Annotated in this window: 15 protein-coding genes and 1 tRNA gene; 10 read left to right on the top strand and 6 right to left on the bottom strand. The window is 54.8% G+C overall.

The annotated features are described in order from the left end of the window. Positions 1–467: 467 nt before the first annotated feature. The 4 genes from ACTU44_RS02405 to rph all read right to left on the bottom strand — a co-directional run bounded on the left by ACTU44_RS02405 (position 468) and on the right by rph (position 3,455). A tRNA-Leu gene (locus tag ACTU44_RS02405) sits at positions 468–554 on the bottom strand. A 169-nt stretch (positions 555–723) separates the two neighbouring features. Continuing rightward, entirely contained in the window at positions 724–1,917 is a 1,194-nt protein-coding gene (hemW, locus tag ACTU44_RS02400) for a radical SAM family heme chaperone HemW (RefSeq protein ID WP_462096569.1), read from the bottom strand. Positions 1,918–2,063: 146 nt separating this feature from the next. Beyond that, the gene (rdgB, locus tag ACTU44_RS02395; protein WP_114096450.1) at positions 2,064–2,660 is read right to left on the bottom strand and encodes an RdgB/HAM1 family non-canonical purine NTP pyrophosphatase; all 597 of its coding nucleotides are present in this window, start codon (positions 2,658–2,660) and stop codon (positions 2,064–2,066) included. A 78-nt stretch (positions 2,661–2,738) separates the two neighbouring features. Next, the gene (gene rph, locus ACTU44_RS02390; protein ID WP_114096449.1) at positions 2,739–3,455 is read right to left on the bottom strand and encodes a ribonuclease PH; all 717 of its coding nucleotides are present in this window, start codon (positions 3,453–3,455) and stop codon (positions 2,739–2,741) included. A 317-nt stretch (positions 3,456–3,772) separates the two neighbouring features. Between rph and hrcA the strand changes: the two genes are divergently transcribed. The 3 genes from hrcA to ACTU44_RS02375 all read left to right on the top strand — a co-directional run bounded on the left by hrcA (position 3,773) and on the right by ACTU44_RS02375 (position 6,407). Then, positions 3,773–4,831, top strand: coding sequence for a heat-inducible transcriptional repressor HrcA (gene hrcA, locus ACTU44_RS02385; RefSeq protein ID WP_114096448.1), 1,059 nt, complete (start codon positions 3,773–3,775; stop codon positions 4,829–4,831). Between the two features lie 50 nt (positions 4,832–4,881). Beyond that, positions 4,882–5,526 (top strand): nucleotide exchange factor GrpE, encoded by a 645-nt coding sequence (grpE, locus tag ACTU44_RS02380; protein ID WP_114096447.1) that lies wholly within the window; start codon positions 4,882–4,884, stop codon positions 5,524–5,526. A gap of 134 nt (positions 5,527–5,660) precedes the next feature. After that, on the top strand, positions 5,661–6,407 hold the full coding sequence (locus ACTU44_RS02375; RefSeq protein ID WP_462096568.1) for an NAD-dependent deacylase: 747 nt from the start codon (positions 5,661–5,663) through the stop codon (positions 6,405–6,407). Here the strand turns inward: ACTU44_RS02375 and ACTU44_RS02370 are convergent. Next, positions 6,404–7,084 (bottom strand): ArsR/SmtB family transcription factor, encoded by a 681-nt coding sequence (locus tag ACTU44_RS02370; RefSeq protein WP_462096567.1) that lies wholly within the window; start codon positions 7,082–7,084, stop codon positions 6,404–6,406. The genes ACTU44_RS02375 and ACTU44_RS02370 overlap by 4 nt on opposite strands. 80 nt (positions 7,085–7,164) lie before the next feature. Between ACTU44_RS02370 and ACTU44_RS02365 the strand changes: the two genes are divergently transcribed. Beyond that, positions 7,165–7,494 (top strand): NIPSNAP family protein, encoded by a 330-nt coding sequence (locus tag ACTU44_RS02365; RefSeq protein WP_114096444.1) that lies wholly within the window; start codon positions 7,165–7,167, stop codon positions 7,492–7,494. Further along, entirely contained in the window at positions 7,491–7,841 is a 351-nt protein-coding gene (locus ACTU44_RS02360) for an antibiotic biosynthesis monooxygenase family protein (protein WP_114096443.1), read from the top strand. The genes ACTU44_RS02365 and ACTU44_RS02360 overlap by 4 nt, the downstream gene beginning before the upstream one ends. An 18-nt stretch (positions 7,842–7,859) precedes the next feature. Here ACTU44_RS02360 and ACTU44_RS02355 read toward each other — a convergent pair whose 3' ends face one another. Continuing rightward, positions 7,860–8,801 carry a DMT family transporter gene (locus tag ACTU44_RS02355; protein WP_462096566.1) on the bottom strand — a complete coding sequence of 314 codons (942 nt, stop codon included), beginning with the start codon at positions 8,799–8,801 and terminating at the stop codon, positions 7,860–7,862. A gap of 246 nt (positions 8,802–9,047) precedes the next feature. Between ACTU44_RS02355 and ACTU44_RS02350 the strand changes: the two genes are divergently transcribed. From ACTU44_RS02350 to ACTU44_RS02330, 5 genes are all read left to right on the top strand, one after another. Next, positions 9,048–9,986, top strand: coding sequence for a LysR family transcriptional regulator (locus ACTU44_RS02350; protein ID WP_114096442.1), 939 nt, complete (start codon positions 9,048–9,050; stop codon positions 9,984–9,986). Between the two features lie 102 nt (positions 9,987–10,088). Next, positions 10,089–10,970, top strand: a complete 882-nt coding sequence (locus ACTU44_RS02345; RefSeq protein ID WP_114096441.1) for a glycosyltransferase — start codon at positions 10,089–10,091, stop codon at positions 10,968–10,970. A gap of 163 nt (positions 10,971–11,133) precedes the next feature. Continuing rightward, positions 11,134–11,658, top strand: a complete 525-nt coding sequence (ppa, locus tag ACTU44_RS02340; protein ID WP_114096440.1) for an inorganic diphosphatase — start codon at positions 11,134–11,136, stop codon at positions 11,656–11,658. Between the two features lie 149 nt (positions 11,659–11,807). Beyond that, on the top strand, positions 11,808–12,359 hold the full coding sequence (locus ACTU44_RS02335) for a macro domain-containing protein (protein WP_462096565.1): 552 nt from the start codon (positions 11,808–11,810) through the stop codon (positions 12,357–12,359). Continuing rightward, positions 12,360–12,902, top strand: coding sequence for a L,D-transpeptidase family protein (locus ACTU44_RS02330; RefSeq protein WP_114096439.1), 543 nt, complete (start codon positions 12,360–12,362; stop codon positions 12,900–12,902). The last annotated feature ends 7 nt before the right edge of the window (positions 12,903–12,909 follow it).

Here is a 12,909-nt window from a genome sequence, read left to right as displayed (position 1 = left end):
ATTGAAAGGAGCCTAACATGACCTCTAGAAACCCAAACATTGAAATGATTCGGAGATCAATTCTCCTCGTGGCACTTAAAGGTGCTATCGCAACTATTGCCCTCTCCACGTTGACTATCTTTGGCGACTTTCCATCCGGAATTCACCTCCCAATTTTGGCTGTTGGCCTACAACTTGGTTTAACTGCTTCCATCGGATACTTTGCCTGTCAATGGCAACACAAACCCAAACAGAAATCGAGCCATTATGCATCTGATTTGATTGCGAACTTATGCGCCGTATGGTGCGTTTTTATTGCGTTCGGAATTATAATACACAGTGCTGAAGTCGCCTCCGCAATCAAAAGCTCGAACTGAAGCATCTTCAGCCTAAGACAACAGCATTTCACAAGCGAAGAAGATATAGCGACAAGGATTGACTTACCCCAAAACGACAATACCCCAGCACATCAGAAATGTGCTGGGGTATGGTGCCCAGGAGAAGACTCGAACTTCCACGACCTAATGGCCACTGGCACCTGAAGCCAGCGCGTCTACCAATTCCGCCACCTGGGCATAGGGGCATCTGGTTTTGTTCGGGCATTGTCCGCCGGAACGGGGCGGAATATACGCGGTCAGCTTAAAGTGTCAACCAACTTTTTGATGGTTTGGTGAAACTAAATCACCTGACCCGGCCTTGACCCTAAAACACAAGGGTTTTCCTTGGAATTTCGACCATTCACGATCACGCCGAATGGTCGAACAAATAGCCAAGAACACCATTCAACCGGTTCCGGCCCTGCTGTGTGGCCCGCAGACCCGCAGAATCACAGACCAGATCACCCGAAACAATCAGGGTTTCGAGCCGTTCCGAATCCAGCACATCGCGTGGTCCCTTGCCAATAATCCGCTCGAACCGCGATACCGGAATGGTTTCATTCAGTCGCAAGCCCATCATCACCATTTCAAGCAGGCGTTCATCGGCCTCAAGCACGGTTTCTTCCTGCGAGCCGTGACCATGCTTTTCCACCCGGTCGAGCCAGATTTCCGGCGCACGGTGGCGACGTACTGCCATCGGAACGGTACTGCCATCAGGCTGGGTCACCGCTTCGCGGCCATGCGCACCCGGCCCGATGCCCAGATAATCGCCATAACGCCAGTAAACGAGGTTATGACGGCTTTCCTGCCCCGGTTTGGCATGGTTGGAAACCTCGTAACAGCGATACCCCGCCGCCTCGGTTTCTTCCTGGGTGATTTCATACAGTTCGGTGGCAAGGTCTTCGTCAGGCACCACCAGCTCACCGCGCTGATGAAGCGTATAGAATTGTGTGCCCGGCTCGATGGTCAGCTGATAAAGCGAGATATGACCATTGGCGATATCAAGCCCTTCGCGCAGCTCCTTGCGCCAGGCCTTGGGATCATGTTCGGGGCGGGCATAGATCAGATCGAATGAAAAGCGATCAAACACCGTGGTCGCGACATCAAGGGCGCGCAGCGCCTCCTTGGCTGAATGCACCCGCCCAAGAAACTTAAGATCGCGGTCATTAAGTGCCTGAATGCCAATCGATACCCGGTTGATGCCATTGGCGGCAAAGGCCGAAAACCGGTCGATCTCGACCGTGCCCGGATTGGCTTCAAGGGTGATTTCAAGATCGTCAGTGACCCGCCAATAGGTCTTGATATCGGCAATAAGCGCCCCCGCCGTTTCCGGGTCCATCAGCGATGGCGTGCCCCCGCCAAAAAAGATCGAACCGACAACACGGCCCGGATGGCGGGCCGCCCCGATGGCAAGCTCGGCCCGGAGCGCCTTGCGCCAGCGGGCGTGATCAACACTGTTCGCCACATGACTGTTGAAATCGCAATAGGGACATTTCGACAGACAGAACGGCCAGTGGATATAGATGCCAAAAGGCACGGTTTCGGCAAAAGATGCGGACACGCGGAACTCGATCCTGATTGCGGGAAAAGCAGGGCATTTATATCCCTGATACCCGGATAAACTAACACGCACCGCCGATCATGACATCAGCGATGCGTGCATATGTTCAATGCGGGCGCCAAAAGGCCCGGATTATTTAAACCTGATTATTTAAAGCAGGCCTTGACCATCTGGGCAAAGGCATCGGCACGGTGGCTCATTTCATGCTTTTTGGCCGGGTCCATTTCACCAAAGGTCTGATCATATCCCTTGGGCTGGAAAATCGGATCATAGCCAAAGCCGTGACGCCCACGTTTCGGCCAGACGATTTCGCCTTCGACCCTGCCTTCGAAATTCTCGACATGCCCGTCCGGCCAGGCCAGTGACAGCGCACAGATAAAGGACGCCCGGCGGTCGGGATGGTTGCCGATCCCGTTCTGGACTTTTTCCATCGCCATGTCGAAATCCTTGTCCGGCCCGGCCCAGCGCGCCGAATAGATGCCCGGCGCACCATCAAGGGCAGAAACCGCAAGGCCGCTATCATCGGCAAGGGCCGGAAGATTGGCCCCGTTGGCCGCCGCCACCGATTTCAGCTGTGCATTGCCGATAAAGGTCTTTTCGGTTTCTTCGGGTTCGGGAAGGTCAAGTTCTCCGGCCGAGAAAACCTCGATCCCGAAGGGTGCTAGCAATTCACCGATTTCCTTGATCTTGCCTTTGTTGTGACTGGCAATGACGAGTTTTTTTTCCGTAAAGCGACGGGCCATTTTTCTGCCTGAGATTCGGTAGGGGTCAGATGTGAAAAGCGGCAGGTATGGTTCCTGCCGCGGAAAGTCTCGTTTAACTTAAAGACCAAGGGCCTCGCGCTGCTTGGCAAACAGTTCCTTGCAGCCTTTTTCGGCCAGCGCGAACATCTTGTCATAAGACTGGCGATCAAACGGCACGTCTTCGGCAGTGGCCTGAACTTCGACAATGCCGCCATTGCCCGCCAGCACGAAATTGGCGTCCGCCCCGGCATTGCTGTCTTCGGCGTAATCCAGATCAAGCACGGCTTCGCCGTTATAGATCCCGCAAGAAATCGCTGCGACCGGCTGGGTCAGCGGGATTTCCTTGATCAGGCCAAGACGACGCACGCCCTGAAACGCCAGATGGGCCGCAACATAGGCACCGGTGATCGACGCGGTGCGCGTGCCGCCATCGGCCTGAATGACGTCGCAATCAAGGCGCATCTGCATTTCGCCCATGGCTTTCATATCGGCCACCGCACGGATCGAACGACCGATCAGGCGCTGAATTTCCTGGGTGCGGCCCGACTGGCCACCACGCGCAGCTTCACGCTGCATGCGCGAATCGGTGGCACGCGGCAGCATGCCGTATTCTGCGGTGATCCAGCCCTTGCCGGTATTGCGCATCCAACCGGGAACCTTGTCCTCGACCGTGGCGGTACAGATGACATGGGTATCGCCGAATTTGATCAGGCAGGACCCTTCGGCATATTTGGAAATGCCGGTTTCAATCGTTACGTCACGAAGCTGATCGGGGGTACGGCCGGATGGGCGCATGTGTGAGAACCTCTTGGTTACAGATCTTGTGGTTGCAGCTCTGGCACCGACGGATGGATCGCAGATGCAAACAGGCTTGAAATTTGGCCCAAAGTAAGATGACACCCGCCAAAGGTCCAGCAGTTTCCCGGCCCTGATCGACCCGGATTCGCCCAAAACCCGTCAGGAATACAAACAACGTTTTCAAACCAAGTACTTGAAACCGGTGTGCCTTCCGGCTTTTGCCCTGCAAGGGCGCAATTGACGTATACCCAATGCCTGACTAAATTCTCCCTGAGCTTGAAACAGCTTTGTCTCGACCCGCAGGCTTGGAACACATGGCCCATTTTGACGATACATTGCTGGGCGACATGAATGCGCGGTCACGTGAAGTGTTCCGCCAGATTGTCGATGCCTATGTCGAAACCGGCGAACCGATCGGTTCGCGGTCGATTGCGCGACGCATGTCCGAAAACCTTTCTGCTGCGACCATTCGCAATGTCATGTCCGATCTTGAAGAGATGGGGCTTCTGGTTGCGCCGCATATTTCGGCCGGGCGCCTGCCCAGTGAAAAGGGATTGCGGCTGTTTGTGAATGCCCTGATGGAGGTTGGCGACCTTCCCAATGCCGAACGTGACCAGCTGACCAAGAATTGCGAACAGGCGGGCTATTCGCTTGATCAGATGCTGGGCGAGGCAACATCAATGCTTTCGGGCCTGTCGCGCTGTGCCGGGCTGGTGGTTGCGCCAAAGACCGATGGCATCCGACTCAAACAGATCGAATTCGTTGCCCTGTCACCGGGCAAGGTGCTTGCCGTACTGGTGTCGCAAAATGGCAGTGTCGAAAACCGAATCCTTGATGTTCCGGTCGATTTGCCCGCCTCGGCATTGACAGAAGCGGCGAATTATCTAAATACCCGGTTGGCTGGGAAGACACTTGATGACGCAAGAGTGCTGATCACGCAGGAACGTGATCGCCTCAAGCAGGAGCTTGATGAACTTTCCGCCACACTGATTGATGCGGGCCTTGCGACATGGGCTGGCGGGATCAAGGGATCGTCCCTGATTGTAAAGGGCCAGTCCCAGCTGCTTGAAAATATCGATACAATCGAACAGCTTGAGACCGTTCGCCGCCTGTTTAACGTGCTTGAGGCCCGCGATCAGATGATTGAATTGCTCGATGTGACGACGGATGCCCAAGGCGTTCAGATTTTCATCGGGTCCGAGAACAAACTGTTTGGCGGATCGGGTCTTTCGATGGTGATTTCACCCTATCAGAATGCTGAAGGCAGCATTGTGGGTGCAATCGGGGTTGTCGGACCGACCCGGATCAATTATGCCCGGATTATTCCGCTGGTCGATTACACCGCCAAACTGGTCGGTCGACTGATTGGATAAATCGCGGCGCTGCGTGTCAGGCCGCATAACGTGAAAGTACAAGGTTAGCCATGTCGGAAACCGCAAAAAACACTCCGGAAGATCTGCAGGATGTAAATGCCGCAGAAGAAACCGCATCTGAGGACGTCGCAGCAGAGGCGACCGGCGCAGAAAGTGAAGAAGTTGTCATCGAAGACCCGATTGCCGCCCTTCAGGCCGAGGTCGCCGAGCTGAAAGACCGTCTGCTGCGTCAGGCCGCCGAGGTGGAAAACACCCGCCGCCGCGCCAAAAAAGACGTCGAGGATGCCGGCAACTACGCGATCACCAAATTCGCCCGTGACCTTCTTGATGTGGGTGACAACCTGCGCCGCGCCCTTGATGCGGCCGGTGATACATCACAGGCCGACCCGGCTATGAAAACGCTGTTTGAAGGCGTTGAAATGACCGAACAGGCCCTGCAAAAGGCTCTTGAAAAGAACGGGATCGAAAAGCTTGAACCGCTTGGCGAAAAGCTTGACCCGAACCACCATCAGGCCGTGTTTGAATTGCCGCACCCGGAATATCCGGATGGCCATGTCGCACAGGTCATGCAGGCCGGTTACGTCCTTAAGGGCCGTCTTCTGCGCCCGGCAATGGTCGGTGTTACCAAGAACCCGGCCGGAAGCAATCCGTCAAAGGATGATACGCCCGGCGGCAATGTCGATACCTCGGCATAACGACCAGAAATTCAGATAAACCGGTTTTAGCGGATCGGGTTTAGCAAGCACCCCTGCCAGACATACTTGGCGGGGGTGTTTTGTTTGCATTAGGCTGTCGGACAAAAGTACGCTGCCAATCAAGGAATATTTACATGCCGCTCCGCCCCGATCTGATTGAAATCCTGCGCGACGAAGCCGTTCCGATTGTCATTCTGACAGGTGCGGGGATTTCCAAGGAAAGCGGTCTTCATACCTTCCGCGATCCCGATGGCATCTGGGCGAAATACGATATTGCCGAAGTCGCAACGCCCGAGGCCTTCGTTAACAATCCCGATCTGGTGCATTATTTCTATAATGACCGGCGCGCCGGATTGCGCGACCCCGCCATCGTGCCAAATGCCGCACATCTGGCACTTGCACGCCTTGAAGCCGAATGGCCGGGGGATGTTTTGCTGGTCACCCAGAATGTCGATGATCTGCATGACCGGGCCGGATCAAAAAACCTGATCCATATGCATGGCGAGCTTCTTAAAATCCGCTGCAACCATTGTGACCTTCTGACGGTCTGGGCTGATGATCTCGCCCGGGAAACCCCGTGCTCGTCCTGCGGCAATGCGGGGGGCTTGCGCCCGCATGTGGTGTGGTTTGGCGAAATGCCCCTTGAGATGGAACGTATTTATGACGCCCTTGGCAAATGCGGGCTTTTCATTTCAATCGGAACGTCGGGCAATGTCTATCCGGCAGCCGGATTTGTGCAGGTCGCCCGTGAAGAAGCCGAGGCCGAAACCGTCGAGCTCAATCTTGAACCCAGTTCCGGCGCAACCCTGTTTGATCATAGCGCCTATGGGGCGGCAACCGATCTGGTGCCGGGATTTGTCGCGGCTTTGCTCAAGGACTAGAAATTCACAAGATCGCGAAACTGACGCTCGCCTTCGCGGCTAAAACGTACGATACGCGACTCCGCCACCCGCCTGGCCCAGCCCAGATCGTAAAACCGGTCGAGCAATGCCGCGCCGAATGATCCGGCCAGATGGGATTGCCGTGCACTCCAGTCCAGACATTCGCGGCAAAGCGGTCGGCGTTTGCTGCGCAAGGCATCAAGATCAATACCGAATTCCCCGGCAAATGTGATCCCGGCTGCGGTCAGGGCAACACCGTTCAGGTCACTTTCAATCAGATTGCGCTTTGTTAGCCCCTCAAACAGCGCAACCCCCATATCCCCGGCCAGATGGTCATAGCAAACGCGCGCATGGCGTAATTCCGGATCCTTGGGGCCGGTCCGCACCCGGTTATGCCCGACCCGGTTGGCAATCCCCATCAGCACTTCAAGCGCCTCGACAATATCGGGGCCGGAAAGGGTGAAATAGCGATGCCGCCCCTGCTTGCGCGGGGTGACAATCATTCCGGCCTCAAGCTTTGCCAGATGCGAGCTTGCAGTTTGCGGCGTTACACCGGCTTCTTGCGCCAGTTCGGTTGCGGTTAATGCCCGACCACCCATCAGAGCGGTCAGCATGTTTGCGCGCGCCGGATCACCAAGCAATGCAGCCACGCGGGCAATATCGGGTCCTTCTTTCATAGTTCGATGGTAATCGAAGCATCTATGACCGGCAATCGCGATAATGGTCCTGTCACCTGATCTCCTGAAAGGACGTTGTCATGATCACCTGTTTCATCCGCTATGAAATCGATCCATATAAAAAGGATGCCTTCATTGAATATGCCCGCAACTGGGGACAGGCCATTCCGCGCTGCGGGGCCGACCTTGTCGGGTATTTCGCACCGCATGAAGGATCGGTCTCAACCGCCTATGGCATCTACCATTTGCCCGATCTGGCCTCATATGAAGCCTATCGCGCCCGGTTAAAGGACGATCCGTTGGGTCGGGAAAACTACGAATTTTCCCAACGTGAAAAATTCATCCTGCGCGAGGAACGCCAGTTTCTCAAAATTGCTTCCACCCCGCATACGGAGCTGATCAAACCATGATTGCCGTCATCTTCGAAGTCACGCCCCATCCGGCCCGCTATGATGATTACCTTGCCATCGCAGCCGATCTCAAACCGGTGCTTGAGAAAATGGATGGTTTCATCTCGGTCGAGCGGTTTCAAAGCTTGACCACGCCGGGCAAGGTTCTGTCACTATCGTTCTGGCGCGACGAGGAAGCGGTCAAGGCATGGCGCAATATCGGTGAACATCGCACGGCACAGAGCAAAGGCCGAAATACGATATTTGAAGATTACCGGCTGCGCGTGGCAGGCGTGATCCGTGATTATGGCATGCATGAACGCGATCAGGCGCCTGCCGACTCCCGCCATCAGCATGAAAGTCCCTAGATCATAAGTTTTTTTTGATCAGGCCTCTGCCGGTTTCGGGGATGCTTCGTCATCCCCGACCTCTTCGGCGTCGTCAATCTGCTGTGGTTTGGCACCGCCTTTGTAATCAAGCAGCATCACCGCCAGAATGACAATCCCCGCCCCGATAAAAATGACCGGTACCGGCAACATGTCAAAAAAGATCAGATCCATCGCCACCGAGAACGGCAGGGCCGTATAGGCCGCTGGCGACACCACACTGGCATCGGCCACCCGCACGGCCCGCAGAACCATGTAATTGGTCATCATCGCAAAGAAACCGGCCCCCGCCGAATAGGCCCAATCGGCAAAAGACGCCGGCTGCCAGGAAATCAGGGCAATCGGAACCCAGATCACAACTGCGATGATCTGCGGCCAGAACAGCATGGAAAAATTGGTTTCGGTGCGCGTCATGACCTTGGCAAACAGGGTCTGGGCCGAGAAGCAAAAAGCCCCGAACAGGGCCGCGGCAACACCAAGCGGCACCCCGAAACCATCCATGCGCGGCGCGCACATTACCCAAACTCCGACCAGTCCGAGCAGGGTGGCAATCATTTTACGCGCTGTCAGCTTTTCACCGAGAATCACGACGGCGAGCAAGACTGTCAGCAATGCCTCGATAAACAGATAGGCATTGACCTCGGCGATGCTCATCTGGCGCAGCGCAAAGAACACGAAGAACAGCGACCCGTACCACAATATTCCGCGCGCAATATGGGCCATCGGGCGGCGGGTCCTGACTGGACGCACGCCAATAAACATCAGAACGATCAGGAACACCGCAACTGTGGTGACTGCACGCATGGCGATGATCTGTGCGGTCGGGACATCATGGGACACCAGCTTGGCACAGACATCGACAAAAACGCCCGAGGCCATCGCAGCAGTCATCCATAAAACGCCGCGGACATTTCCGCTCAGGCGCATCAGCGTCCCGGTCATGATCGTTTCCAATTTCATGGGTTATTTGGGGGTTTCCGGCAGTCAGGGAGACTGGCTTACGGGGTGGCGCAAGGAGACATCGGAAAATCTTCGGCCGGAAACCCTTTATGCAGATGATACTGCCCGCTTGTTTGGAAAAATACGAATGAAAGGTTTTCAGCCATTGTTGAGTTTTTTTTGCCCCTTTTTAACATCAGTCCTGATAGACAATATTGACGAAGGAAACTGTTCGTATGGAAACACAAAATGCGCCGGAAATTGCCCCCCTTACGCGCACTTGTCGCTTTTGAAGCCACCGCCCGCCACCAAAGCGTAAAAGGTGCAGCCGAAGAATTGCACGTCACGCAAAGTGCCATCAGCCATCAGCTGCGCCAGCTTGAGGAAAACCTTGGTGTTGTGCTGTTCACCCGCAAAGGTCGGGGACTAAGCACAACCAAATCGGCCGAACTTCTTTTGCCGCGCCTGACCGAGGCCCTTGACGGCATTGCCGATATCACCAGCGAAGTCGGCCCGGACAAGGGCAAGGCAATCCGTATCGGCGCGCTTGCAACCCCGGCATTGACCGTATTGCTTTATGAACTTGATAACCTGCGCGACCGGCTGCCATCTGATATTCCCGTCCAGTTCCGCAAGATCGAGTTTGATGACGGGCTTGATCCGCTTGAAATTGATCTGGCTCTTCAAATCGCGCCCAAGGACCTGCCCGGTCCGGAAGACTGGGTAACCGAACTTCTCACCCCGGAAGTCTATACCGCCTTTGCCGCCCCCGAATGGCTGGCAAAGCGCGGCTTTGATGCGTGTCATATCAATGTTTCGGAACTGGGCCCACGTGATATTCTGCTGATTGACAGTGACAGCGAACAGTTTGCCCAGATCGAACAATGGTTCAAGGATGCCAGCTTCTCGCTCGCCGATTGCTGGACCTTCAGCCACCATATCTGGGCACTCGAAGCCGCACGCGCCGGACAGGGCATCGTTGCAAGCACCGATGTCGTTGCACGTAACTATGTCGAACGTGGCGAGCTGGTTCCGCTGAATTTCCCGGATTTCATTTCGCACTGGTGGTATCGCCTTCTGATCCGGCCTGCACGCCAGAAAGACCCGGTCGTGATCGAAGCCGCCAAATGGATCAGGGAACTGATCAATCCCAAAACCGCGTCACTGGCGCGAAAGAAGTTTATGTAAGCAATTTGTCAATTGCCCTTAAGATTTCGTAAGGGTAGGCTCGGGTAATAAAAACGGGCAAAGCTGCACAAAAACGGGGTAAACGGGGTACGTGGGGGGAAGATGACATCCTTGGTGTCGGTCGTGGTCACGACCTATAATTGGCCTGAAGCACTTTCTCTGGTGCTGAATTCGCTTGCCGATCAGAATGATCGTAACTTTGAAATCATCATTGCCGATGACGGATCAGCAGGTCCGACAACACGTGTGATCGAAAATTTTGCAGCAACCTGCCCGGTTCCGGTCAAACATTACTGGCATGAAGATAGCGGTTTTCGCGTCGCCAAGGCGCGTAATGGCGCCATTGCCATGGCCGAAGGCGAACTTGTCATCTTTATTGATGGTGACTGCTGTGTCATGCCCGACTTCATCACCCGCCACCGCAAGGCAGCCGAGGCCGGATGCCTTGTTTCAGGCAAGCGCGTTTTCATCAAGCAGCGCCTGACCAAAACCCTTCTCGAGCGCAAATGGGCCTTTCACAAATGGCCGCGCGCAGCCCTTTTTGCCGTATCGCTTTTCGGATTCTGCAATCGACCGTTCCAGTTCATTCGCCTGCCCCATAAAGGCCCCTGGCTTTGGGAGCATGAAAATTGCTGGCGCAAGGCGCAGACCTGCAATCTTGGCGTTTTCAAAGCCGATATTGATCGTATTCACGGCTTTGATGAAGCATATGAAGGACATGGCTGGGAAGATTCCGATTTTGTCCTGCGCCTGTTGCGGTCAGGCCTGCGGCGCAAGAATGTCGAATATTGCTCGCCGGTGCTGCATCTGTTCCATGATCGCAAAATTCCAGCGCGTCATCAGGGCGGCCTTGTATCCAACTGGCATCTGTTTAACGAACACCTGCTAAATGATCATGATCGTTTCCTGCCATCAACCGTCGTTGCCCGGGCAGAAACCCCTGAATCGTCTTCTTTATTCGCATCCGCAAAAGAAATTGCCTGATTTTCGACCAAGGATGCATGTGGACCCCCTTGGAAGCTGCGGCAATTCGCGATAAAAGGTCGGCATCATTCTCCTTCGGGTGCATTTTTGCATCTTCGAAGCCGAACACAGCCGTCCCGGATACCGGGGCATGCCTTTATAGAAGCGAAAGGGATTTTCCCAGATGGATCTCAGCAAGATTGCCGTCGGCAAAGATGTTCCGTGGGACGTAAATGTCGTCATCGAAATTCCGCAGGGCGGACCGGTCAAATACGAAGTAGACAAGGATTCCGGAGCTGTCTTTGTTGACCGTTTCCTGCATACCTCGATGTATTACCCGGTCAATTACGGTTTCATTCCCAACACCCTTGGCGAAGATGGTGACCCGGTCGACGCGATGGTCATGTTCCGCGAGCCGGTCGTTGCCGGTTCGGTGATCCGTGCACGCCCGATCGGTGTTCTGATCATGGAAGACGAAGCCGGTCAGGACGAAAAACTGATCTGCGTTCCCCATGACAAGATCGACCCCTACTATACCGACATCAAATCCCACGAAGATCTTCCACAGATCTTCCGCGACCAGATCCAGCATTTCTTCGAGCGTTACAAAGACCTCGAAAAAGGCAAATGGGTAAAGGTCACCGGTTGGGAAGGCGCTGAAAAAGCTGCCAGCCTGATCGAAGAAGGTGTCGCACGCCTGGCCAAGTAAATCTGGCAAAATAGTCGGCCCTGCACGATTATAATGATTGCAAACAACGCTCTGTTCGAACGACAGAGCGTTGTTTTTTTGACTTTTTGTCAAAATAGACGACAATGCAGTGTGTTTTGGGGCTCTCATAACGTATCGGAATTCGATCCGTGCCCGATGAACAGAACGACCACCCTTCCAGCATCATAAAAATCATAAGTGCCGACATCACGACGCTGGACACAGATGCGATTGTCAACGCCGCCAATCAGGCCCTTTTGCCCGGCGGGGGTGTTTGTGGTGCCATTCATGCAGCTGCCGGACCGGAACTTGCCAGGGCCTGTGCCCCGCTTGCGCCCTGCCCGACCGGACAGGCATGCATCACACCGGGATTTGGTCTGAACGCCCGTTTTGTCATTCACACGGTTGGTCCCGTCTGGCAGGGCGGAAACCGTAACGAGGCCACCCTGCTTGCTGCCTGCTACCGCAACGCAATTCTGATCGCAGTGCGAAACAACCTCAAATCAATGGCGTTTCCGGCCATATCCACAGGAATTTTTGGCTATCCGGAAAACCTTGCCGCCGACATCGCCGTATCAACCATTTGTGAGGTGACTGGCGAAATTGCCGCAATGCCACAAATTTACCTTTGTTGTTTCTCATCCTCGTCGCGCAATTGTCTCGAAGACGCACTGCGCAGATACCAAAAAGGCACGGACTGAATGCAAAGCGACGCCATTGCACATGAAATATCCCAACCGCTTGAAATTACGGCTTCGGCGGATGGTGTCCTGCGCGTGGGAGATCACGAATTTCGCTGTGCATTCGGGGTTAATGGCATCATTGATGCCCACAGCAAGACCGAGGGCGACGGCAAGACACCGGCCGGACGCTGGAAATTGCGCTATGTGATGTATCGCTCTGATCGCAGACCCTGCCCGAGAACAAAACTGCCCGCAACTACCATTTCCTTCTCGGACGGCTGGTGCGATGATCCCGATCACCCGTCCTATAATTGTCCCGTAAGACTTCCGTTTAGCGGAAGTCACGAAAAACTGTGGCGCGACGACAATCTCTATAACATCGTTGTCGTTCTTGGTCATAACGATGACCCGCCGGTACCGGGAAAGGGGTCGGCGATCTTCATGCATATTGCCAAACCCGACTATAGTGGAACCGAGGGATGTATTGCCCTTTCAGAACAGGATCTGGAAACACTTCTGGGTCTGGTGCAATACGAAACCTATATCTGCATCTCACAGTGAAATCATG

The organism is Thalassospira sp. SM2505, assembly GCF_054901115.1.
This window is presented reverse-complemented; position numbering and strand designations above follow the sequence as displayed.